Source organism: Streptomyces sp. TRM64462 (assembly GCF_013362995.1).
Classification (GTDB): Bacteria; Actinomycetota; Actinomycetes; order Streptomycetales; family Streptomycetaceae; genus Streptomyces.
The window spans coordinates 47,093-70,201 of record NZ_JABWDV010000425.1; the positions used below are offsets into that span (position 1 = coordinate 47,093).

At 69.5% G+C, this 23,109-nt stretch carries 18 protein-coding genes and 1 pseudogene; 12 read left to right on the forward strand and 7 right to left on the reverse strand.

Features of this window, described 5'->3' with window-relative positions:
• Positions 1-48: 48 nt before the first annotated feature.
• The 3 genes from HTZ82_RS26975 to HTZ82_RS32555 form a co-directional block, all read right to left on the reverse strand.
• Entirely contained in the window at positions 49-6,411 is a 6,363-nt protein-coding gene (locus tag HTZ82_RS26975; protein ID WP_175411990.1) for an RHS repeat-associated core domain-containing protein, read from the reverse strand.
• An 87-nt stretch (positions 6,412-6,498) separates the two neighbouring features.
• On the reverse strand, positions 6,499-8,091 hold the full coding sequence (locus HTZ82_RS32550; RefSeq protein ID WP_309235705.1) for a LamG domain-containing protein: 1,593 nt from the start codon (positions 8,089-8,091) through the stop codon (positions 6,499-6,501).
• A gap of 213 nt (positions 8,092-8,304) precedes the next feature.
• Positions 8,305-10,203 carry a hypothetical protein gene (locus HTZ82_RS32555; protein ID WP_254712128.1) on the reverse strand — a complete coding sequence of 633 codons (1,899 nt, stop codon included), beginning with the start codon at positions 10,201-10,203 and terminating at the stop codon, positions 8,305-8,307.
• A gap of 334 nt (positions 10,204-10,537) precedes the next feature.
• On the opposite strand from HTZ82_RS32555, the gene HTZ82_RS32805 reads away from it, so the two are divergent.
• A complete protein-coding gene (locus HTZ82_RS32805) occupies positions 10,538-10,666 on the forward strand; it encodes a hypothetical protein (RefSeq protein WP_302852280.1) in 129 nt (42 codons plus the stop codon).
• A gap of 166 nt (positions 10,667-10,832) precedes the next feature.
• On the opposite strand, the gene HTZ82_RS26985 is transcribed toward HTZ82_RS32805, so the two are convergent.
• Positions 10,833-11,588, reverse strand: a complete 756-nt coding sequence (locus tag HTZ82_RS26985; protein WP_302852281.1) for a helix-turn-helix domain-containing protein — start codon at positions 11,586-11,588, stop codon at positions 10,833-10,835.
• A gap of 181 nt (positions 11,589-11,769) precedes the next feature.
• On the opposite strand from HTZ82_RS26985, the gene HTZ82_RS26990 reads away from it, so the two are divergent.
• The 4 genes from HTZ82_RS26990 (at position 11,770) to HTZ82_RS32560 (ending at position 13,411) form a co-directional block, all read left to right on the forward strand.
• Entirely contained in the window at positions 11,770-12,117 is a 348-nt protein-coding gene (locus HTZ82_RS26990; protein WP_175411992.1) for a hypothetical protein, read from the forward strand.
• Between the two features lie 194 nt (positions 12,118-12,311).
• The gene (locus HTZ82_RS26995; RefSeq protein WP_175411993.1) at positions 12,312-12,482 is read left to right on the forward strand and encodes a hypothetical protein; all 171 of its coding nucleotides are present in this window, start codon (positions 12,312-12,314) and stop codon (positions 12,480-12,482) included.
• Positions 12,479-12,742 (forward strand): hypothetical protein, encoded by a 264-nt coding sequence (locus HTZ82_RS27000; protein ID WP_175411994.1) that lies wholly within the window; start codon positions 12,479-12,481, stop codon positions 12,740-12,742. The genes HTZ82_RS26995 and HTZ82_RS27000 overlap by 4 nt, the downstream gene beginning before the upstream one ends.
• Positions 12,743-12,832: 90 nt before the next feature.
• A complete protein-coding gene (locus HTZ82_RS32560) occupies positions 12,833-13,411 on the forward strand; it encodes a DUF6368 family protein (protein ID WP_254712129.1) in 579 nt (192 codons plus the stop codon).
• A gap of 29 nt (positions 13,412-13,440) precedes the next feature.
• Here HTZ82_RS32560 and HTZ82_RS32565 read toward each other — a convergent pair.
• Positions 13,441-13,876 (reverse strand): annotated as a pseudogene (locus HTZ82_RS32565) (transposase); the annotation flags it as partial.
• Positions 13,877-14,022: 146 nt separating this feature from the next.
• On the opposite strand from HTZ82_RS32565, the gene HTZ82_RS33145 reads away from it, so the two are divergent.
• Both HTZ82_RS33145 and HTZ82_RS27015 read left to right on the forward strand, forming a co-directional pair.
• The gene (locus HTZ82_RS33145; RefSeq protein WP_375540866.1) at positions 14,023-14,232 is read left to right on the forward strand and encodes a NucA/NucB deoxyribonuclease domain-containing protein; all 210 of its coding nucleotides are present in this window, start codon (positions 14,023-14,025) and stop codon (positions 14,230-14,232) included.
• Positions 14,233-14,251: 19 nt separating this feature from the next.
• On the forward strand, positions 14,252-14,803 hold the full coding sequence (locus HTZ82_RS27015; RefSeq protein WP_175411997.1) for a hypothetical protein: 552 nt from the start codon (positions 14,252-14,254) through the stop codon (positions 14,801-14,803).
• An 860-nt stretch (positions 14,804-15,663) separates the two neighbouring features.
• On the opposite strand, the gene HTZ82_RS27020 is transcribed toward HTZ82_RS27015, so the two are convergent.
• Together HTZ82_RS27020 and HTZ82_RS27025 are read right to left on the reverse strand one after the other, a co-directional pair.
• Positions 15,664-16,113: a hypothetical protein gene (locus HTZ82_RS27020; protein WP_175411998.1), complete on the reverse strand. Its 450-nt coding sequence runs from the start codon at positions 16,111-16,113 to the stop codon at positions 15,664-15,666.
• Positions 16,107-16,349 (reverse strand): hypothetical protein, encoded by a 243-nt coding sequence (locus HTZ82_RS27025; RefSeq protein ID WP_175411999.1) that lies wholly within the window; start codon positions 16,347-16,349, stop codon positions 16,107-16,109. Before HTZ82_RS27025 ends, HTZ82_RS27020 begins: the two co-directional genes overlap by 7 nt.
• 158 nt (positions 16,350-16,507) lie before the next feature.
• On the opposite strand from HTZ82_RS27025, the gene HTZ82_RS27030 reads away from it, so the two are divergent.
• From HTZ82_RS27030 to HTZ82_RS27050, 5 genes are all read left to right on the forward strand, one after another.
• On the forward strand, positions 16,508-17,671 hold the full coding sequence (locus tag HTZ82_RS27030; protein ID WP_175412007.1) for an ROK family transcriptional regulator: 1,164 nt from the start codon (positions 16,508-16,510) through the stop codon (positions 17,669-17,671).
• Positions 17,672-17,707: 36 nt separating this feature from the next.
• The gene (locus HTZ82_RS27035; protein WP_175412000.1) at positions 17,708-18,970 is read left to right on the forward strand and encodes a 6-phospho-beta-glucosidase; all 1,263 of its coding nucleotides are present in this window, start codon (positions 17,708-17,710) and stop codon (positions 18,968-18,970) included.
• Entirely contained in the window at positions 18,967-20,043 is a 1,077-nt protein-coding gene (locus tag HTZ82_RS27040) for a BadF/BadG/BcrA/BcrD ATPase family protein (RefSeq protein ID WP_309235707.1), read from the forward strand. Before HTZ82_RS27035 ends, HTZ82_RS27040 begins: the two co-directional genes overlap by 4 nt.
• Positions 20,044-20,442: 399 nt before the next feature.
• Entirely contained in the window at positions 20,443-21,873 is a 1,431-nt protein-coding gene (locus tag HTZ82_RS27045; protein WP_375540865.1) for a hypothetical protein, read from the forward strand.
• 25 nt (positions 21,874-21,898) lie between these two features.
• Positions 21,899-23,041 (forward strand): glutamate ABC transporter substrate-binding protein, encoded by a 1,143-nt coding sequence (locus tag HTZ82_RS27050; protein ID WP_175412001.1) that lies wholly within the window; start codon positions 21,899-21,901, stop codon positions 23,039-23,041.
• Positions 23,042-23,109: the final 68 nt, after the last annotated feature.

The window sequence follows — 23,109 nt, forward strand, 5'->3', positions numbered from 1 at the left end:
CTTCGGCGATGTGTGCCCGTACAGATCCTTTCCGATCAACTCCGGGTTTCAATCAATCCTCACCTTAACGCCGCTTAGATCAATCCCTCCACCCTTAGCATATTGCCTAACAGTCCGCTTCTGCATCGGAAGGGCGATACTCGACAGCGAGCCTGTATTTGCCGTCCTCCTAAGCATGAACGGTCCAGCTCCCGCAGCAGCACCCCTGACGCCACCCGCTACGGGACCGCCACCCATGCCTGACATTATTCCGGAGAACGCAGCATGGTCACCGAAAGCGGCTGAGCTGACGTCTACACCATCCTCAGAGTAGTGTTCTCGGATGGCGTCACTTGCACATTCGACCTCACCAAAGAGTTTGAAGAAGTTACATCCGAAGGTGAGCGTATCAACAACGCCAGTGATAAGCCCTGGGACGATGTCGCCGTCATCACCGCGTGACTGGTCTACCCAAATCCTCTCGCACTTAAATCGGTTGCACTGAAGCTTTTCGTGGCCTTGTTTTCCCCCGCCACCCTGGGCCGTGCCGGAGGTCCCGCCGTTTGTGGAGCCGCCACCGCCACGGCCTCCTCCGCCTGCGCCTCCGCCGCCGCCTGCGGGGGCGGGTTTGGCTGAGGGTTCGCCGTTGTTGCCGGAGCTGCCGTCGGCGTGGGTGACGACGTTGCCGCAGCCGATGTCGAAGCCCTTGCCGCAGGCGAGGCCGAGGCCGGTGGGGTCGGAGAAGGTGTTGGGGTTTTGGGAGCCGTAGGTGTAGCCGTTGAGGGTTTGGTGTTTGTCGAGTTCCATCAGGGGGTCGACGCTGATGAACTGGCCGAGCGTGGGGTCGTATTCGCGGGCGCCGATGTGGGTCAGGCCCGTGGACTTGTCGGCCGGCTTGCCCAGGAAGGACTTGTCGTCGGGCCAGGTCAACGGGTCCCTGCCCCGAGGAGCGCCGAAGGGGGTGGTGTACCGCTTCGTGACGGCCATGGTCACGGCGTCCAGGGCCAGGCTGCTGGTGCCGTGGTGGTCGCCTGCCAGGAAGGTGAGCTTCGTGTCAGAAACGCCGACGGTGGCCGTTCGGACGGCGATCGTCTTGCCGGCGGCGCTGTAGTAGCGGGCGGCGGAGAGTGTCTTCGTCGTGCCCTTCGTGGTGAGGCGGATCTCGGTGTTGCCGAAGTACAGGACCGTGTCGCCGTCGCCCTTCGCGCGGCGGATGAGGAGTTCGCCGGATGCGTCGTACAGGTACGTCGTGTCGAGCTGGGGCTTGGTGCCTGCCGCCGGCTCGGTCGTGGCGGCCAGTTTGCCTTCCGTGTTCCAGGTCAGCGTCTGCTGCGCCTGGGTGCCGGGGCGGCTGGTGGTGTTGCCCGCCTGGTCGTAGGCGTATGTGGCGTTGCGTGCGCCCGTCACCTTCGTCACGGGGTGGGGCTGGCCTGCCGGCGTGCCGTAGGTGTACGTCGCGGTGCTGTCGCCCGACGCCGTGTGCTGCGTCTCCGTCGCGCGCTGGCCCGCCGCGTTGTATGTGTAGCTGGTCCAGTACGGGGCCGCCCCGTCGAGGTTGGCGGTCGTACGGCCCGTGGCCGCGCAGTCCGCCGTCTTCGGTGTCCAGGCGTCCGTCATACGGCGGTGGCCGTCGTAGGTGAAGCACTGGAAGTCGGCCTTGCCCGTGCCGCCCTGTGTGCTCGCGTCGAAGATCGACGTGACGTTGCCCGCGTCGTCCTGCGTGAACCTCAGCTCCTGCGGCATGTAGCCGTGGACATCGTCCGTCACATAGGAACGGGTCAGACGGCGAGTGCCGTCCTCGTAGTCATAAGTCAGGTACGCGTTGTTGTTCGCGCCTGACACCCCCATACCGACCGAGAGCTGGCGAACGTCGCCCTGGGGCGAGTAGAGCGCCCCCTGGAGGTAGCCCGTGTTGCCGCTGAACTTCAGCAGTTGGCCGACCGCGCCGTACCTGAAGCCGAGCATCTCGGACGGCAGTCCGGCGACCGCCGGGCTGCCCTGCTGCTGGACGTCGCCCGCAAAGTTGTAGTACGTGGACGACTCCAGGATCTGTGGCACGCCCGCAGCCACGAGCGGGTCGTCGCCCGGGAGGATCAGGCGGCTGTTGTTGGGGCGGTAGAGCGCGTCGTAGCGCGTGACCTTCTGGGTGTACGCCTTGCTGTTCGGCTGTCCGACGCCGTTTTCGTAGCGGACCGCAGTGTCCTGCTGCCCCTTGGCCAGCGTGTCGAAGGTCCAGGCTGCCAGCTTGTTGGCGTCCGTCTTCCCGCCGTCCCACAGGCCCGTCTTGCGGCCGAGGATGTCGTACTCGGTCGTCAGCGTCCTGCCGCGGGCATCCCTGGTGCTGATCGCCTGGTCCAGGTCGTTGTACGCCGTGGTCACCGTGCCCTTGTCCGGGTCGGTGGCACGGACCTGGCGGCCGAACAGGTCGTAGCCGTACGTCCACTTCTTCTGGTCGGGGCCCTCCACCGTGGCCTGCTGGCCGGCCGCGGTGTACGTGAACCTGGTCGTCGTGTAGTCGTCGCCCGTCGGCTGCGGGGCGCCGTACTCGCGGCGTTCGGTGGTCTGGCCGAGAGCGTTGGTCACCACGGCCGTCGCCTGGCCGCCGGACGCTGCGGTCGTCGTTACCGTGTCGCCCGTGTAGCGCGTCTCCGTCGTCCAGCGCAGGACATTCTTGACCCTGGTCTCCGCCTTGACGGCCCGTCCCGCACCGTCGTAGGTGGTGTCCGTCTGGAGTGGGGCCTGGCCGCCGTCTGTCGCGACCAGCGTTCCGTTCGGCGTGCTCGTCTCGTCCCAGATGTCCGACTGGCTGGAGACCGCGAGCCCACGGTCGTCGTACAGCGTCAGGGCGATCAGCCGTCCGCCGTTGGGCGTGGGGGACTGGACCTGGCGCAGGCGCAGCAGCGAGTCGTAGATCTCGTAGGTGGTCTTGTAGCCGCCGTCGTTGTCGGACTCCAGACTGGACGTCGCGACCCAGGAGGGTGCCGACGACGTCACCTTGTAGGCGTAGACGTAGTTCGGGCTCTTGCCCAGAACGCGCCGGAGGTTGGGCAGCCAGGTCTTCACCACGCGGCCGAGCGCGTCGTACTCGCTCTCCGTGACCTTGCCGTTGGGGTCGGTCACCATCAGCGTGGCGCCGGTCGCGAAGTCGAGCTGGGTCGTGGTCCGGTGGGACTTCGCGTTCGTCACCGTCGTCGCGGTGAGCGGGCCGCTCGCCGCCGGCGTGTACGTGGTCGTGGCGGTGACCGTGTCGTGGGTGTCGCTCACGGTCAGCGGGCGGCCGAGTATGTCGTACGTCGTCGTCGACATCTTCTGCCAGACCGGCTGGTTGTCCGTGCCGTACGCCTTCGCGCGGCCGGTCCAGCGCAGCTCGCCCTTGGTGGGCGTCTGCGTGGCCGTCCAGGTCGTGGCGTCGTACGCCGTCGCCGTGTCGGAGATGACGTCGCCGGGGGCCGCGGAGGTCGACGGCAGGTCCAGCGCCTCGTCGGTCGTGGCGCACGGCTTCGCGGTGACGCGGGTGCGGGAGACCAGGCTGTTGATGCCGAGGGCGTCGTTGCGGGCGTACCAGGTGCGGGTGCACTTCTCGTCGCCCGTGACCGCGGCGTCCCCCTTGTCCTCGACGGTGACGGCCATGCCGTACGCGTCGTAGGTCGTCGCCGTGGAGCGGACCCGGTCGAGGCCGGGGGTGGTCGTGATGCTCGTACGGGAGTGTGTGGCGCCGGTCCGTACGTAGTACGCCTCGATGTCGGCGTACGACTTGTGCTGTGTCGCCGTCCGCTTCGACCAGGGGTCGTTGACGACGCCGCTGACCTCGGGGCCGGTGGCACCGTTGTAGGTGACCGTCTCGCGGGTGAAGCCGGCGTACTGCGCCGCGTCCGTGATGGCCGGGGCCTTGATGCCAGTGACCGTCGCGGACTTGCGCTGGTCCGGGTGGGGTGTCTTGCCGTCCGGGCCGAGGAGGCGGTCGCCGTTCATGCCGCGCATGAAGACCGTGACCGTCTTGGACTGGGTGCGGCCGGCCAGTCCGGTCAGGTGGGTGACCTTTCCGAAGCCGCGCCACACCGACCAGGTGCGTTCCTTCTCCTTGACGAACGGGTCCTCGTTGTAGTGCCAGGCCCCGCCGCCCTCGTAGAGGTACGTGTGCTGGACGGCCTCCGATCCGCCGTGCGGGTCGGTCGTGGCGACGGCCTGCACCGGGTACTTCTGGAACCAGTCGAGGATCGGCTCCTTGCCGCCGTTGGGCGACCAGTAGACCGGGTAGCAGCGGCGCGTGTTCGTGTCGACCTTGGGCATCGTCTGCCCGGCGAGGCAGTCGGCCTGCATGTACGTGACGATGGTCTGCGCGCCGGTCTCCGACGTGATGGTCCGCAGACGCGGCTTCTCGAGGGAGAGGATGTCGTCTGTCGCGCCGTCGACCCGGTTGGGGCGGAACTCATGGCCGAGCTTCACCGGGTCCAGTGTGAGGTCGGTGCCGTGCTTTCCGGTGTGGCGGATCTCGGACAGCCACAGGGACTGGTCGGTGGAGTCACCGGTGTCGCCGGGGTCGAGGTACTGCTGGGTCAGTGCCCAGGAATCGACCGAGGCGTAGCCGGGCGTGGCGGCGGCCGCGTCCCAGGCCTGTGTGGCGACCCCGGTCATCCTCTTGCGCGTGTAGAAGGTCGGGCCGACGTTGCCGGTGCACTTCTGGTCCGCCTTGCACTCGGCGTCGAACGGCACGTCCGGCCAGTTGTCGCGCGTCGCGTCGGTGAGCGATCCGCAGTCCGTGCCGATGCAGCGCTCGGCGTAGCCGAAGACCACCTTGTTGGAGGCCGAAGGTGTCGCCGAGAAGAGCGCTCCGGCGCGCTGGCCGTAGCGGATCTCCTTCAGGTAGCCGCCGCGCGTGTACGCGGTGCCGTTGTTGTCGTCGCCGAGCGTGTCGTAGTGGTTGAGCTCGGCCTCGTACCAGTACGACATGGCATTGCCGTGGGTGTCCTCGACGTAGTCGAGGTTCCACCGCCAGGCCTGGGTCTTGTGCCTGTCGGCGAAGGTGCTGCCGCTGCTGTAGCCGGGCTCGCCCGCGTCGTCGCCGAAGACGGGCACCGTCCACACCGACCGGGTGCGTTCCGCACCGGCTCCCGCGAGCTTGTTGAGGCCGAAGACGTACTTGGTGCCGTCGCCGGTGACGACGGTCCAGTGCTCGCCGTTGTCGTCGCCGTTGTCCGCGCCCGTCGACACGGTGACGGTGGAAGCGTCGTCGTTCTTCAGCCGCCACTTGCCGGTCGTGTCGTTCTTGACCAGCTCCGTGGAGTTGCCGTTCAGGACCAGCGAGGCGTTGTCGTACTTCCAGCAGAGGTCGAACTTGTCCGTCTGGCCGTCGTCGTCGCAGGTGCCGTAGCGGCGCTCGACGTACGACGAGGTGATGTCGAAGCCCTCGCCGATCGCCGTGCCCTGGTTGTTGGTGGAGGCGGTGCGGCCGTCGACGCGCCCGGAGTCGTACGAGATCTTCAGGTCCGGCTTCGGGCCTGCGGCGGACGGCGGTACGCGCAGCGGGTACGACCAGGTGAACGTGCCGGACGAGCCACCGGCCTCCCAGGTGGACGACGAGGACAGCGGGGTCGCCTTGTAGTCGCCGCCCCCGGACTTGGTGCCTGCGGCGACTGCGAGGACCATGGTCTGCTGGGCGGTGGTCGCGCCCGCGAGACGTGCGGTGGGCGCGGAGGCGGTGAAGTTCAGCTGGGCGTCGAGACGCTCGTTCTCACGGTTGTTGGTGAACTCGACCGGCGTGCGGGTGCGGCACTTCGCGTTTCCGGGGTCGGAGAGCGCGCAGTCGGGCAGGCGCAGGACCTGCAGGCGGCCCGCCCAGTCGCCGCCGTACGCCGAGGCGAAAGCGCCGTAGTCGATGCCGAGTTCGGTGCTGCTGCCGTCGGCGGGGGCCGAGACGGCGAGTACGACGCCCTTGACGCCCAGTCGTCCGGCCTGCTTCTGGTCGAGGACGTTGACGGTGACGGCGCGGGCGGAGGCGGCGGCCTTCCGCTTGCTCTTGTCCGTCTTCGTAGGGGCGACAGTGACGGGGAGGGAGCCGGCTGTCGCCTTGGCCCGGCCGTTGGCGGGCACCGTCACCCGGGCTGTGCCCGCCGTGGGCCATGTGGCTCTTTGCTTCTGGTGCTCTCGCGCACGGGCGGCGTCCGCGCGCCCTGCCACGGCCGCCTTGTCGATGACGGCCGCGGCCTTCTTGTTCGCTTCGGCCGTGAACGGGGAGACCTTGGTCGAGGTGGGTGCGTCGAGCTTTGGCCTGCCCAGTGGGTCACTGTCGGCGGCGAAGGCAACCGGTGTGAGCAGCCCCGGCACCATCGCGAAGCCGACCACCGCCGCGAGGTGGCGTGCGGGCAGGGGTCTGCGTCGTGGTCTGTTCCGGCGGCTGCTGCCTGACGCAGCAGCCGGTGGTGATCCGTTCATTGAGTGTGTCCTTATGTGAGGTCGGTCAGGGGCGGGCGGCGGTCGCGTGGAGGTACCGCCGCCCGCTGTGGTGGGAAGGACGGGTCCCTAGGCGCCGGTGGCGAGGGAGAAGACCTGCTCCGAAGTCATGGCGCCCGTCCATACCCTCAGCTCGGAGAGCGAGCCGGGCAGGAAGTGGCCACGGACGCCGCTTGCGGAGCCGCGACCCGCCGCGATCTCGCCGCTGCCCTGCGTCGGCGCGGTGAAGGAGGAGCCGACCGCTTCCGGCTGCTGCATCTCGCCGACGTAGAGGCGGGTGTTGCCGTGTCCGGCGGTGGTCTCCTCCGTGCCGTCGTACACACCGGTGATCTGGACCCACGTGTCGACCTCGGCCACGTCGGCCGAGGCCACGGAGCCGCTGGCCACGACAGCCCCTACGGCGTCCGTCGCGGTGCGTCCGAAGCGCCACAGGTAGGCGTCCGGGCCGGCCTTCTCCACCCACAGCGCCCACGACGACTCCTTGCCGTCCGGCGTCGCCTGGCTGAAGACGTGGGCCTTGGCGCCGACAGGGAGCGCGGCGAGCTTCGCGCCGTCCAGACGTACGCCGGCGGTCACGGTGAAGGAGCCGGTCTCGTCGACGACCGGCCCGGTGGTGGCCAGATGGCCGGACACGCCGTCGAGCCGCAGGGTGCCCTCATCGGGCTCGGCGGTGACACCGGTCGCTGATGCCGTCATCGCGCCGGCCGCATACGACGTGAGCTGCGGCACCCTACCGTTCGCGGCGGCAGCAGCGTCCCAGTGGGCGACCAGCTCACTCGCCGGCACGCCATCGGTCTCCAGCCGGCCCTCCTTGCGTACCTCGCCCGGCAGCAGCGCACGCTGCCAGACGGCCAGTTCGTCGACACGGCCCATGAAGTACTCGCCGGACTTGGAGCCGCCGACCGTCATACCGGCCGATGACGTCCAGGGCATGTAGGCGCTGTTGACCGCCGCCAGCGTGACGGGAGAGCCCTGCGGCCGCCCGTTCACGAACAACTGGATGGTGTCGTTCGCGTTGTCGGTGTCCCTCTTCGTGTCGAAGACGCCCACCAGGTGGGTCCACACGTTCAGCGGAGGATGCGGCGTGTCGGCGAGTGCGCTGACGTAGGCGGGTGTGGCGGAGTCCGCCACGGCCCGGTTGAAGACCCACTTCTTCGCGGAGGCCGAGTAGAAGAGGTTGAAGGCCGCCGAGCTGTCCGTTCCGGGAGCTGATGCCACGACGCGGGTCGTGGACGCGTCGGTGAGCATCACCCAGGCGGAGACGGTGAACGAGTCCCGCGTGTTCAACGGGGCACTGCTGGTGGAGGCGTGGCCGGTCCGCTGCGCCGGGTCCGTGACGTCGTCATTGAGCCGCAGCGAGTAGTCACCGGAGCCCCGGCGACCCTGATCCGTCCAGGTCGCAGCCTTGCCCGACTGCTGATGCAGGGTGATGTCATGGCGCGCGCCCTCGGTGGTGGCGGTGTCCTTCGCCACCGTGGTGGTCGCGCCCTGTGCGGCGTCGTCGAAGTGCCATCGGCCCACAGCGCTCTCGGCGGGGGCGACCTTGAAGTGGAACTCCGCCGGTGTTCCGGCCCGATCTCGTACGTCGATGGCTTCGACGATCAGAACCTGCGTACCGGCGGTGGTCGGCTCCGGGTGGATCGTCACGGTGGAGCCGGTCACGCGGTGCGCGTTCTCGGCGTTCTCGGTGAGCAGCCGCCAGCGGTATCCCGTGATATCCGTGTCGGCGGGATTCGGGGTGATCTTGAACTCGCCCGGGACGCCTGGGGCGCCATGGGCCTCGCACAGGCTGGCGGTGCACTCGGTGTAGACGCTGTTCGCGGTCGTGGCGATCTGCGGCGCCTGGGGTGCCGTGGAGTCGATCTTGAAGTAGCATCAGCGCTTGTACGGGGAGTTGATTGCCGTCGTGACGCCCTCGTACGTCCAGTACGACTGCGTCAGGGACCGGACCCGGTAGAGGGTCCCGTCGACGCCGCCGGCCAGGCGGCGCTTCGCCAGGGAGTCGTCCACGTAGTAGCCGGTCGCGGGCTCCGCGTAGGTGGCGTGGTCGTACCAGGATCCGCCGCTCTTCTTCTGCACATGGAAACGTGCCTTCAGCGACCCCCGCTCCTCGTAGACCGCCGGGGCGACCCCCGTCTGCAGTCTCGCCTGAAGAATCGGGTCCAAGCGCGTGGCGACGACGGGCGTGGCGTCCGATGTGCTGCAGCCTTGCATCGTTCCGTTGCCGGGGATGACACCGTCGTCGGTCACCGCGCCCGGCTTGAGGACGTAGACGACCTTGAGCTCGGCATTCTCCTTGAAGCGCTTCCAGGCGTCCGCGTTGCTCTCGTCCTTGGCGCGCAGCATGAGGGTGAGGCGGGAGAAGCGGCCGTCGGCGAAGTTGCGGACGGTCTGGGTCAGGTTCTCGTACGACTTGCGCGGCGAGTCGTTGAACTCGATCCAGCGGTCAGGCTGTTCAGGACTACAAGCGGTGCCGCGCCCCGCGGAGACATTGCGGTCGCCCATCAGGTCGAGCTGAGAGGGGCCCGGCCAGCGGGTGGACTCGGAGATGTTGTCCGTGCGCCACAGGTCCAGCCAGTGCGGCGAACACGAGAAGGACCAGGTTTCGTACGCGCGGAACGTGGCGTCGATGACGTACTTCCCGGTCAGCTTGGCCGGGGAGAACTCGAAGTACATCCGGTTGGTGTGGTCCGCGTCGCAGTAGTACGGGCCGACGCGGTAGCAGCGGCCGACGCCGTAGTCCCCGGTGAAGTTCCAGAAGCGGTCGCCGTCGCTGGAGAGGACCGTACGCTCGGAGACGCCCAGGCCGAGAGACGGGTCGATGTAGACCGGATAGACCGTGTCGGGGCCACGCAGCAGCGCCGGGTCGGGACGTACGGCGATCGAGTCTTCGGCCACCTGGACCGGCAGCTCTGCCGTGACATCCCCCTTGGCGGGAGCCGCAGGCTCGTCCTGATCGGCGGAGCTTCCGGCGTCCTGAGCACGGAGCAACTGAGGCTCAGCGCCGGTGCCAGTGCCGGTGCCGCCCGCCGAGTCCCACATGAGGCCGGACGGGCCGCTGAAGACGGTGTTGCCGTTCTGGTCGACGGCTCGCAGGCCGCCTCCACCGCCCGGGAGGACCCTGAGCCCCTTGCCGGTCGCGGTGAGTTCGACCTTGTCGAGCTGAGGGTTGGCCGCGGCTTCGGCCGACTTGACGACGAGGACTTCCCGGTAGCCCTCCGCTGTCGCGGTGAGCTGGAGGTCCACACCCTTGTACACCTCGGGATACGTGGCCGTCGCGCCGTCCAGACGCGGCACGGGCAGAGTCCCAGGCCAGCCCAGCTCGACGGCACCACGCGGGGAATCCAGCCGGACGAGATCCTTGCCGCTGCCCCCTCCCGAGAAGGTCAGATCCACGGCGGCGGCCTTGGGCCCCACCGTGCCGTCCGCGCGCCGCTCCAGCGTCACGTCGACGGCGCGCCATGTTCCGTCCTCGGCGCGGGCGTACTGCGGTGTCGTGGACTGCGTCAGCGTGTAGGTGCCGTCCGGATTCGCCATCGTGCGCGAGTACTCGGTGCGTTCGGCCACGACCTCCACCGGCTCGCCCGAAGTGGCAGCCAGAGCAGACGCGACACCAGCACTGAGCTCCGTCGCGGGCTCCTCCGCCGGCCTGGCGGCTGCGGCGGCGGCACTGCCGGGCTGATGGACCAGCACACCACCCGTCGCCAGCAGCGTCAGCCCCAGAGCCAGAACCAGCCCGCGGCCACCACCATGTCTTCGCCTGCCAACAGGCATGACTGCGCCACCCCCCTTGGGCCTCCCCAGACCCACATATCGAACGCGCGATCCATTTAGATCACCGGAACGACGCTATGGATCGACAGATCGTGAGGTCAACGCGATTTCCGGCGAGTCGCTGCACTCTGCAGGAACCTGACCCTCTCGCAATTGCCACAAGCCGGACAATCCCGCTATCAAGGGTGACGATCACTACGGGTGTCGTTGAGACCCCGAAATCGAACGTTGGACGTGTCGCCGTCCAGATCGATGGCCGGCGCCGCGTCCAGAGCCTTGGCGACGCGGCGAGCGGCAGGGTCGGGACGGAGTCGCCGCCCTTGTTCACGGTTATATGCCGCAGGAGTTGAAGTTCACGCAGGACGACGCGGGCAACGTCACGTCGATCTTCGACGCGTCCACGCAGGGCGGCACGGGCAAGGTCGACTTCAGCGCTTCGCCTATGACGGCCACCGCGGCCTGACCGAGGCCTGAACGCCGAAGACGGCGGACTGCGCGGCCACGGGCAACGGCAGGCCGACGGGCGACGGCTCATTTCCCTGGTCAGCGTCCCATCACGTCCGGACATGCGAACGCCCCGCCTGTTCTCGCGGGGCGTCGGGGTGGGGCGATGCGTGTTGTTCGCTATGTCAGGGCGCGATCGGCACGGCTCGGCTCCAAAGCTCCTCGGCGTGATCACGGAAGCGGTCGAACATGCCGCCGTCGCCCTGTCTGTGGAGGTGCAACAGGGGCGAGTCGTGGCCGACCAGCCGCGCGAGATGAGGCGTCACAAGGGCGTCGTCATCGAACCGGAAGACGCTCAAGCTCACGTGGTTCACGGCGTCTGAGGGAGCCGAGAATCGTGTCTCAAGCCCTTCCGGCGAGTCGAGGCGACCCAAGTGCTCCAGGGTGATTCGGATCCGGGTGGAGACGGTCAGGGCCGTGTCCTCGATGGCCTCACGCTGTCGCGTCACCTCGCCGTCGGGGTCGCCGATCAGGAAGCGGACCTGCACCCCGGATTCGACCTTGCGACGCAGCGTCTCTGAGAACGCTGGGACGGACGTGAAGAGGAAGTAGTTCGTGTACCCGGCGAAGTAGATCTCCTGTGCGGCGCCGTCGATCAGTTCGGCCCACAGGGAGGACGGTGCTGCGGACCGGTACGGGTAGCTGCGGGTGATCTCGCGATCCGTGCCGGTCTTGATGCGGTCCTTGACCACCTGTGGCCAGATCATTTCCTCGTCCACTCCCAGAGCGCGGGCGGCGTCTTCGCGGTTCCTGGCGTGCGGCGTTAACGCCTCGTTCGAAACCCATCGTTCCACTTGCTTCGGGGATACCCCCACTCGGTACGCGAGCTGCCGGGCGGTGAGCCCCGCTTCATCCATGGCAGAACGAAGTCTGACGTTCAAGTCAACCCCCTCGGCAGGGACGTTTGGGCCTTCTTAAGACCCTATCGCCGTAAGGCCCAACTGTCCCCGTGCATGGCCAGATACGTCCCTTACGGGGGCCCACGATCGGGAGGACGTAGAAGACCCCCGCGACGGGTGGAGCCGTCCGGGGGCATGGCCAACGCTTACGAGGAGCGTCGACATGACAGACCCTATCTGCCGGATCGCCGCATGGTTCCGGCTGTTGTTCGCCCCCGGTTCCGGCCGGCGCCGGGCAGGCGCGTGCCCGACTGCGGCGGACCCCGCCACGCGGCCCCAGGCGGCCCCCATCCCCCTCGCGCCGCGGCTTCCCGCCCTCCGCTCCCCGTACGGGCAGCATGAGCTGTTCGACGGCGCCACGGTCGCCCTGGTGCGCCCGTACCTGGTCGCTCACGAGCGCCGGCAGGAGCGGCTGCGTAAGCAACGGCGGCGCCTCACCCTGGTGCTCGCGGCGGACTTCGGCATCGATCTGGACACGCGGGTCCTGCACGGGTCGGAGGTGGCACGGTGAGCGCGCGCCTGAAGCGGTCGGAGCCGCTGGACACGGAGCCGTGCGTTGCGCGGCGTTCGGGGTGGGAGCGCCCGGGGCCCGGTTGTCACCGCCTGCCCTGTGTCCTTCCAACCGGCCACGGCGCGGAGCACCGGGACGCGCTCGGGCAGACCTGGGCGGCCCCTAGCGTGCGGGCGGCGCGGAAGCCAGTACGTATGTGTGTGCGATGCCACGACATCACGGACACGCCCATCATCGTGGCGGAGATCCACTCTGCGAGCGGTCCGGGCTTCAACGTCTACTGCTGCCCGACGTGCGCCCGGTACTACTTCATACACCACGAGCGCCAGCCCGGCTGGCCCGGCAACGAGGACGGGACCCCGTGAGCGCTGGGCGCACGGTCACCGGGCGGCGCCTCGCGATCACGGAGGCGTGGGCGGAGATGAACCGGACCGGCCTGTCCGGGGCGTGCGTGATCGATGAGCACGCCTACTGCACGCCTCCGCTGGACGTGTACGTGAAGACGCGCGGGCGCCCGCCGGTCGGCCCGCCGGTCGTGTCGATCCGGTGCACGTGCGCCTGCCACAAGGGCTGCCCCGTCCGGCGAGAGGTCATCACCGTGCAGACCGGCCGCCCGCCACGCTAGGCCGTGTCTCATAATTGATCAAGCGCTTGCCATCCCGACCTGGTAGAAGCGGGTCCGGATGGCAGTGGAACACGACTCTTTGGGGGCGGCATGTCGGGACCGGCAGTCGGGCTGTGGCTCTTCGAACCGCGCGAGTTCGGGGACATCCTGGCCGATGTAGTCCCGTGGCTGGAAGGCTTCTGCGAGCCGGTCGAGACCAAGGTCGGCAGCGACCTGGACTTCTGGGTGCGAGACGGTTCGGCCGTGGGTCTACCTGCATTGGACCCTACCGGCGTTGGTGTGTTCTTCCTGTCGGAGGACGAGGAGATGCCGGCGGAAGAGGAGGACTACTCGGCCTTCTCTCGGCCACCGGTGCAGGGGCTGGTGCTCGGTGCCGGCTGCTCGGGCCCGGCGAACCATCAGGTGCTCGGTCACCTGGCACTCGTGCTCGCCGAACGCCTCGACGCGTTGATCGACTTCGACGGCCTGCTGAGCTATCCCACCCCACGTGATGACACAGGCGATGAGAGGTCTCTGGACCGGGCGAGAGCACTGGTTGCCTCCCTCCCGGGAAGAGTCGCGGAGGTTGCGTACGACACCGGGGGCGGTGGGCGGTGGTTTCGGCACGTCGGTGACGTGAAGTTCCTGGCGGCCTGGCTGCAGCATCCGGGTTTCCACCTGGTCAAGTAGTGCCCGCCACTCGCTCGGCGACGGTTGGGTCAGGTCGTTGTGTTTCGCAGCCACAGGATCAGCGACGCGATGACCACACCGGCCCGGTAGTGGGCGGCGAGCTTGTCGAACCGGGTCGCGACGGGCCCGGAACTGCTTCAACCGCGAGAAACACCGCTCGACGACATTGCAGCCTCGAAACGCCTCGGCGTCCAACACTGGGGGCCGGCCGCCTTGCGCGCCCTGGCGGACGCGGTTGGCGACCTGGTCGCGGCGCTCGGGGATGGTCGCCTTGATGTTCCGGCGCCGCAGCAGGAGGCGGAGCTTCCGGGACGAATAGGCCTTGTCCGCCACGACACGGTCGGGTCTGGTGCGGGGCCGTCCGGGCCCGATGCGCGGGATGCGGATCGCGTTCAGCACGGCGGGGAGCATGGTGCAGTCCGCCGTGTTGCCGGTGCTCAGCACGATCGACACCGGGAGGCCGCGAGCGACCTCCGGAGGAGGTAACTTCCTCTGGACTGTGGGCGAGCGAGGAAACTTGAACATGGTGCGTGCCGCGCCTGGTATACATCACACTGTGGCAAGCGGTGGTGCACCGGTTCGCGCGGCCGGTCAGATCACTTTCCGAAACGGTGGCACTGTATCGTGCGAAGGCCGGGCCGTCCCCGGCTCGCGGACCATGGGAGGAATACCCGTTCGCCCACACATACGAAGGCGGGGCGGCGGCAACCCTCACTCTGTCGCCGGGCTCTGTGAACTCGAGTCACGGGTCGCTGCTCAGGTGGTTCTGGGCTAGAAACGGCATCGGGGATGGGGATCGCTTCGCGCTCCGAGTCGAGTAGTGGGGAAGCGGCAACAGTAATGCTGATCGAAGTAATCGAGCGCTTGTGGCAGGAAGTTGACAGGCTGAACCGTCCTGTCGTCAGATTTCGTGCGCCCGGCGTCTCTGCGAGCGAAGTGGAGGCGGCGTTCGGAGACCCCGTTCCGGAAGACGTCTACACATGGTTCAGATGGTCGAATGGCGTGGAGTATCACCCGGGCCAGGTCCAGGACGATGCTGCCCTGGTGCCGGGTTATGAGCCACTCTCATTGCGCGAAGCAAGAGCCGTGCGGGACTCCCAGCCGAGCGGAGACCCTGTACTGGGAGAGTTCTATGTCCCGCTCTTGGCGACCGGCGGCGGAGACTTTTACGCCGCAGTGTACGACCGATCGTTGCGATCGCCTAAGGTTGCCCATGTCATGATTGGCAGCGGATGTGAATTCGTGTACGAGAGCATTGAAGGTATGGTGAACACCTTCTGCGATTTCTATCGTACGGGAGTTTTCTTCGTGAGCGATGAGGGCATCTTGGAGGCCGAGGACTATCGCTGGGCTGAGGCCGAATCAGAGCCTGGGCCACAGCGTGACTCGTAACCAGTAGCAAGAATGAGGCCCGCCGGGCAATGCGGGGTGGAGCCTCTGCGTTGTGTGACGGCGGTTGCGGAAGCAGCACTGCAGGCCACTCGACTGCTTGCGCCTGCGCCTCTGGGGCTCAGCCCAGGCGAGCCAACGGGCAGATGGTGCCCAGTTCTCAACCCGGGACCAAAGACGGCTCCATCCACTCACGGAGAATCGCCCAGCAGTACCGCGACGAACTGCCTCTACGAGGTTGCGCAGCGTCAAACGATGATGGAATTCCAGATCCGGATGATTGGGGAATGGTTGAGGTGGACTTCTCCGATCCTCTCGGGTGCGCAGACCTCCCCTATAACCTCGTTCACCTGGAAAGACTTCAGGGCACATTTCCGGTCGATATCGATTCCTTCTCCATCGAGATCTCTTCCGAAGTCATGCGCCGCACAACGGATTGATCACTCCCCGAGTCATGCACTCCAGCAAATCTGAAGCCCCGGCGGAGGCGGATCTGCGGGGCTTCAGAGGTGCCCGGCGGCAGTATTTGACACTGTGGCAACAGTCGCGGATTCCCACGCACAACGATGGACGCCAGCGGAACGCAAAATGCACGCCGACCAGCGAAGAAGCAGGTATTGGAGTCTCCTAGCACGCATACTACGTACCGGCCAAAGCCACTCCAGTCCTGGTTCACAACTACAACAGGAACCAGGAGGCTTACATGTTCGACGACATTTCGCATGCGACGTAGACGAAGACGCATTAGTGGGGAGATGGGGATATAACGAGTGGCGTGGCCGAGACAACGTTGGTCAGGCCGAGCGGACCTTGTGCCGGCCGGCCAAAGAAGCCGCTCTGCGGGCAGGAAGGTGGAGCCGGGGTCAGACTCTGATGACCTTGATGTCCGGCTCTCCGGGCAGCGCAGTGGCCGCAGCGCAGAGTTTCGGGATGTGCGAGGCGTCGGAGGTGACCAGCCGGACGGGAGGTGTGCACAACGCAGCAGTCGCGACGACCAGCGCGTCCACAAGGCACTCATGCCCGTCCAGGCCGGTCACGTCCAGGATTCTCGCGGCGTTCCTTATGACATCGTCGGTGATGGGCTTCAGATCGAACCGGGACAGCAGGAACGACAAGCGTTTTGCGGCATCGCCGGTACGCCGCACCTCAAGGGGTGTCAGGACGGACAGTGCCACACGCCGGCCGTGGCTTTCCGCCGCCTCGATGCGGGCGCGCATACCGTCATCGCCATCGACCTGGAGGGACAAGCCCTGCGCATCCAGGAACAGCGTGCCACCGCTCTGCCCCTTGGCCCTGAGGCGCTTGCTCACCATTCTTGCTCTGCCTGCCTCCGGGCCTCTTCCGACACCGGGCCGAAGACGCGCCGGTCTTCGGCGACCACCTCACGAAGCTTGGCCATGGCGAGCCACTGCTCCAGCGCCTCGGAAACGATGGAGGAGAACCCGGTCTTGCCAGTGCGGTCCTCCACCTCCTTGATCAACGATTTCGGGAGCGATACGGATCGCTTCTCGGCCCGCTCAGGTACCTGCGGTGTGGCGTGCGCACTCATACATAAAAAGTAGCACCAGCGGTAAGAAAAATCTCGGCATGTTGACAGGGCTTCGACGGCGGACCTACCTTCATCTAGATAGGAAAGTTTCCTAACAGTTTCGGCCACAGGTGGAGCTCGTTGTGACGACCCCCGGAACGCCGCGGGTGCTGCGGGCCATGAATGATCGGGCCGCGCTCGATCTGCTGCTGGAGCACGGGCCCCTGTCGCGGAGTCGGATCGGGGAGCTCACCGGGTTGTCCAAGCCGACCGCTTCGCAGTTGCTCGCGCGGCTCGAAGCCGCCGGGCTCGTCGTGGTGACCGGGACGACCGCGGGGCGGCCCGGGCCGAGTGCTCAGTTGTACGGGGTGAATCCGCGGGCCGCCTACGCGGGCGGGCTGGATGTGAACCCGCGGCGGATCCGGGCCGCCGTCGCCGATGTGACGGGGGCGGTCGTCGGGGAGTTCGAGCTCGCCACGCCACAGGGGCGGAAGCGGAGTGACGGTGCCGTGCGGCAGGTCGTCGACGCCCTCGGCGGGGCCGTGAAGGACGCCGGGCTTGCTGTCGGTGATGTGCGACGGGTTGTTGTCGGGACTCCTGGCGCCTTTGATCCCTCCACCGGGCGGTTGCGGTATGCCTCGCATCTGCCGGGGTGGCACTCGACCACGCTGCTTGAGGAGCTGGCCGCCGCGCTGCCGATGCCCGTCGAGTACGAGAACGACGTCAATCTTGTCGCTGTGGCCGAGCAGCGGCTCGGGGCCGCCCGGGGGCATCGGGACTTCGTGCTCCTGTGGAATGCGGAGGGGCTCGGGGCCGCCCTCGTCATCGGCGGGCGGCTGCACCGCGGGTTCACCGGGGGCGCCGGTGAGGTGGGGTTCATGCCCGTGCCGGGTGTTCCGCTGGTGCGGAACGTCGCCAGGACCGGTAGCGGTGGCTTCCAGGAGCTTGCCGGTGCCCAAGTGCTGCCCCGGCTCGCCCGTGAGTTGGGGCTCGATGGGCCCGGTGGGCTTGCTCATGCCCGGGACGCCGTGTGGTTGCTGGAGCGGGCCGCTGAGGACACGGACTACTCGCCTCTGCTCGACGCCTTTGCCGGCCGGCTCGCCACCGGGCTCGCCTCGCTCGTCGCCGTACTCGACCCCGAGATCGTCGTGCTGGCCGGTGATGTCGTCGTCGCCGGCGGCGAGCCGCTGCGTGAGCGCGTGGAGGCCGAGCTCGGTGAGCTGGCCGCCGCCCGGCCTCGGCTGCTCATCGGCGGCGTACGGGAACACCCCGTACTGCGGGGCGCTCTGGAGGTCGCCCTCGCCGCCGCCCGTGACGATGTGTTCGACACCTCCGCCGCCTGATGAACCAGAGTGAAGGGCCAAGGGTGAAATATGGGCATGAAGCTTGTCGTCGTGGGCGGTGGGTCCACCTATACCCCGGAGCTGGTGGACGGGTTCGCGCGGCTGCGCGGTGTCCTGCCTATAGGGGAGCTCGTCCTCGTCGATCCGGATGTGGAGCGGCTACGGCTGGTCGGGGGGCTCGCGCGGCGGATCTTCGCCAGGCAGGGGCATCCGGGGGCGGTGACCACGACCGCCGATCTCGACGCGGCCGCCGACGGTGCCGACGCCGTGCTGCTCCAGTTGCGCGTCGGCGGGCAGGCGGCCCGGCAGCAGGACGAGACCTGGCCGCTGGAGTGCGGGTGTGTCGGACAGGAGACCACCGGGGCGGGCGGGCTCGCGAAGGCGCTGCGGACCGTGCCGGTCGTCCTCGACATCGCCGAGCGGGTACGCCGCGTCAGCCCGGACGCCTGGATCATCGACTTCACCAACCCCGTGGGCATCGTGACCCGGGCCCTGCTCCAGGCCGGGCACAAGGCCGTGGGGCTGTGCAACGTCGCCATCGGGCTCCAGCGGAAGTTCGCGCGGCTGCTCGACGTGGCGCCCGAGGCGCTCCACCTCGACCACGTCGGGCTCAACCACCTCACGTGGGAGCTGGGCGTGCGGCTCGGCGGGCCCGACGGCGCCGACGTGCTGCCGAAGCTGCTCGCCGAGCACGGCGACGCCGTCGCCGACGACCTGCGGCTGCCGCGCCCGCTGCTCGACCGGCTCGGTGTCGTCCCCTCGTACTACCTGCGCTACTTCTACGAACACGATGTCGTCGTCGACGAGTTGCGCACCAAGCCGTCCCGGGCCGCCGAGGTCGCCGCCATGGAGCGGCGGCTGCTGGCGATGTACGGCGACCCCGCCCTTGACGAGAAGCCGGCGCTGCTGGCGGAGCGCGGCGGGGCGTTCTACTCGGAGGCCGCCGTCGACCTGGCGGCCTCGCTGCTCGGCGGCCGCCCCGCCGTCCAGGTGGTGAACGTCCGCAACGGCGGCACGCTGCCGTTCCTGCCGGACGACGCCGTGGTCGAGGTGCAGGCCGCCGTCGACGGGTCGGGCGCGCGGCCGCTGCCGGTGCGGGAGCTGGACCCGCTGTACGCGGGGCTCGTCGCGCAGGTCACGGCGTACGAGGAGCTGGCCCTGGAGGCGGCGCTGCGCGGGGGGCGCGACCGGGTGTTCCGCGCGCTGCTCGCGCACCCGCTGATCGGCCAGTACGCGTACGCCGACACGCTCACCGACCGGCTCGTCGCGCACAACCGGGAGCACCTGGCGTGGGCGTGAGCGGACGGGGAACCGGTGGCGGGCGGGGCTCCGGTGACGGACTGGTGCTGGCCATCGACGCCGGGAACAGCAAGACCGACGTCCTGGTCGTGTCGGCCGACGACGGTACGGTCCTGGGCGCGGCGCGCGGCGGCGGGTTCCAGCCGCAGGCGGTGGGCGTGGAGGCGGCGGTCGACGTGCTGGCGCGGGCGGTGGACGAGGCGCTCGCGCAGGCGGGCGCGGCCGGTGCGCCGTCCGCCGCTCCGAGCGTCACGCCCTCCGTCACGCCGGCCGTCGCGCCGTCCGTCGCGCATGTCTCCGCGTGTCTCGCGAACGCCGATCTGCCCGTCGAGGAGGAGGCGTTGGCGCGGGCGCTGCACGCGCGCGCGTGGGGCGCGTCGACGGTCGTACGGAACGACACGTTCGCCGTGCTGCGCGCCGGGGTCGACGAACCGCGGGGTGTCGCCGTCGTGTGCGGGGCCGGCATCAACTGTGTGGGCATGCTCCCGGACGGGCGGACCGCCCGGTTCCCGGCGCTCGGGCGGATCTCCGGCGACTGGGGCGGCGGCGCGGGCCTCGCGGAGGAGGCGCTGTGGCACGCGGCACGCGCCGAGGACGGGCGCGGCGAGCCGACGGAGCTGGCCCGCGCGCTGCCCGCGCACTTCGGGCTCGGCTCCATGTACGCGCTGGTCGAGGCCCTGCACCTGGGGCACGTCCCGGCGGTGCGGCGGCACGAGCTGGCGCCGGTGCTGTTCGCCGTCGCGGAGGGCGGCGACACGGTGGCTCTGGGCCTGGTCGAGCGGCAGGCCCGGGAGGTCGTCGCCCTGGCGGTCGTCGCGCTGGAGCGGCTCGGGCTGCTGGGTGAGCCCGCGCCGGTGCTGCTGGGCGGCGGCGTCCTCGCGGCCGGGCACCCGCGGCTCAACCCCCGGATCGCCGAACTGCTGCGGGAGCGGGCGCCGCTGGCCGAGCCGCGCGTCGTGACGGCACCGCCCGTGCTGGGCGCGGCGCTGCTGGCGCTGGACCACGTGGGGGCTCCGCCGGAGGCCGCGGCGGCACTACGCGCGCGGTACGGGGAGCGGTACGGGGAGGAGTAGCGCGGGGAGGAGCAGCGCGGGCGGTGGCGTGATGACCGGGGCGTGAACGCCGCCTGTGCGCGCCCCTTCGGGAACCGGCGGCGGCCGCCGGACGTGTTCTTTGAGGGGGGTTCGAATGACGGTGCGATTGAGGCGTCGGGCACGATAAGAACAAGATCGAGTCAAGCCTGGTGTCAATGTCGGCCCCTGCGGCCATACTGCTGGCCGGGCAGCCGCCTCCCGAGTCCGCCGGGGGCGGGCCGCGGCGACCGAGGGGGAGGTCACGTGACATACCCGCCGAACGGGCGGTCCGTGCCGTCGGGCGTACCCACGCCGCCACCCGGCACCCCCGCACCACCGCCGCCCGGCATCCCCGCCCAGCCGCCCCGCCACTGCCTGGCCCCCTCTACGGCCCCGGGCGTGACTCCAGCCCCTTATACGGCTCCGGGCGCGGCCCCCGTTCACAGCGCGGCCGTCCCGGCTCCCGCCCCCGCCTCCTCCCCCTCCCCCTCCCCCGACGCCGCGACCGCCGGGCCGCACACGCCGCGCGGTGCGTGGGCCGAGGCCCGCGCCCGGCTGCGTACCGCGCTGACGACCGAGCCCGGGCGCCTCCGAGTCATCGGAGCCGTACTGGCCGCGCTCGTCGTGGCGTTCGGCGCCGTCACCGCCCTGGAGGTGGCGGACCGGTCGGCCGCCGCGGACGACGTCGTCGGGCGCAGCCAGCCGCTGAGCGCCGACGCCGCGCACGTCTACCGCTCGCTCGCCGACGCCGACACGGCCGCCGCGAGCGGCTTCCTCGCGGGCGCGCAGGAGCCCGCCGGCGTACGGGAGCGGTACGAGGAGGACATCGCGACCGCGGCCCGGCTCCTCGTCAAGGCGGCGGCCACCACGGACGGTTCGTCCGCGTCCGCCCGCGAGATCGCCACGCTCAACGAGCAGCTCCCGCAGTACACGGGCCTGATCGAGCGGGCCCGCGCCGCGAACCGGCAGGGCCTGCCGCTGGGCGGCGCGTACCTCCGGTACGCGAACCAGCGGATGACGAAGGAGATGCTGCCCGCGGCCCAGCGCCTGTACGAGGCGGAGACCGCACGGCTGGCCCAGGACGACGAGGACGCGCGCGCGTGGCCCGTCCTGTCGCTCGGTGCGGGCGTGCTGGTCCTGGGTGTCCTGGCCTGGGCGCAGCGCCGCGAGTACCGGCGTACGAACCGGGTGCTCAACCGGGGCCTGCTCGCCGCGACGGCAGCCACCACGGTGGTGCTGCTGTGGCTCGCGGCCGGGCACACGCTCGCCCGCACCGGCCTGGACGACGCACGCGCGCACGGGCAGGATTCGCTCAAGGTGCTGAACGAAGCCAGGATCAGTTCCCTCAAGGCCCGGGCGAACGAGAACCTGACTCTCGTGGCACGGGGCGCGGTACTCACCGACGACGGCAAGAGCGACAAGTACGAGACGGACCACGTCGCCGCGATGGCGGCGCTGGACTCGGCGCTGGACCGGGCCCGGAGGCTCGCCGACGACAAGGCGGGCGGCGACCCGGTGGCGGACGCGCGCCGGTGGCAGGGCGAGTGGCGCGAGCGGCACACCGGCGCCCGGCAGACGGACGACGCGGGCGACTACGAGGGCGCCCTGGCGAAGGTGCTCGGCGGCGAGGACTCGACGGGCGCCGCCTTCGACCAGGTCGACGCGGCCCTGCGGAAGGCGCTCGACCACGAGCAGGCGGAGTTCACGCAGGCCGCCGACCGCGGGCGCGCCGCGCTGACCGGCCTCGCGGCGGGCGCCGCAGCCCTGGCGTTTCTGGGGGCGGTCGGCGCCGTCCTGGGCATCAACCGCAGGCTGTCGGAGTACCGGTGACCGGCGAGGCGAGGGGAGGGGCACGATGAACGGCACGAACAGCACGAACAGCACCCACGGCGCCAACAGCACCGCCGGCAGCGCCGGCACCGGCAGCGCCGTCGGGCGGTTCCGGGGCTGGGGCGGCGTGGCCGCGATGGGCGCCGCGTGCGCGCTGACGGGCGTCCTGGCCCTCGTACCGCTCTGCCTCGGCGGCGCGCCGGGCGGTTCTGCGCCGGGCGGTTCTGCGCCGGGCGGTTCGGCGCCGGACCGGCAGGAGCACGACCGGCAGGAGCGGGACGGCGGCGGAGTCGTCCGCGTACAGCCCGCCGGTGCGGCCGCCGCCCGGTCCGAGACGTGCACCGACCCGGAGGCGTCGCTGCGCCCGTCCTCCGCCGACGGCCCGGCCGTCGACGCGATCAAGGCGCGCGGCAAGCTCATCGTCGGCGTCGACCAGAACAGCTACCGGTGGGGCTACCGCGACCCCGCCAAGGGCACCCTGGAGGGCTTCGACATCGACCTGGCCCGGGCCATCGCCGCCGACATCGTCGGCAGCCCGGACGCGGTCATCTTCCGTGCCGTGCCGACCAACCAGCGGATCGCCGCTCTGGAGGGCGGGAAGGTCGACCTGATCGTCCGGACCATGACGATCAACTGCGCGCGGATCGAGCAGGTCGCGTTCTCGACCGCGTACTTCCAGACCGGCCAGCAGGTGCTCGCCCCCAAGGACTCCACCGTCACCGGGTACGACGCGTCGCTGGCCGGCAAGCGCGTGTGCTCGGCCGAGGGTTCGACGGCGTACGAGGCCCTGGAGCGCGACGCGTTCGGCGCGAAGTACCGCGACGAGGGCGACGGGACGCCGCAGGACGCGGACCGCCTCACCGTGCCCAACCAACTGGACTGCCTGGTCCGGCTGCAGACCGGCGAGGTCGACGCGATCGTCACGGACAGCGCGCTCGCCGCCGGTCAGGCCGCGCAGGACCCGGCCGTCGAGCTCAAGGGCAGGCCCTTCACGACCGAGTACTACGGCGTGGCGGCGAAGCTCGGCAAGGACGACCTGGTGCGCCGGGTCAACCAGGTGCTCGTCGCCTACCGCAACGGCCCCTGGCAGCGGGCGTACGACAAGTGGCTCAAGGCCGACCTGCCCGGCATAGCCGGGCCCCCGGCGCCGAAGTACCGGACCGGCTGACCGGGCAGACACGACACGGCGAGACCGAGCCCGAGCCCGAGCCCGACGAGTGGGCGAGTGGACGAGTG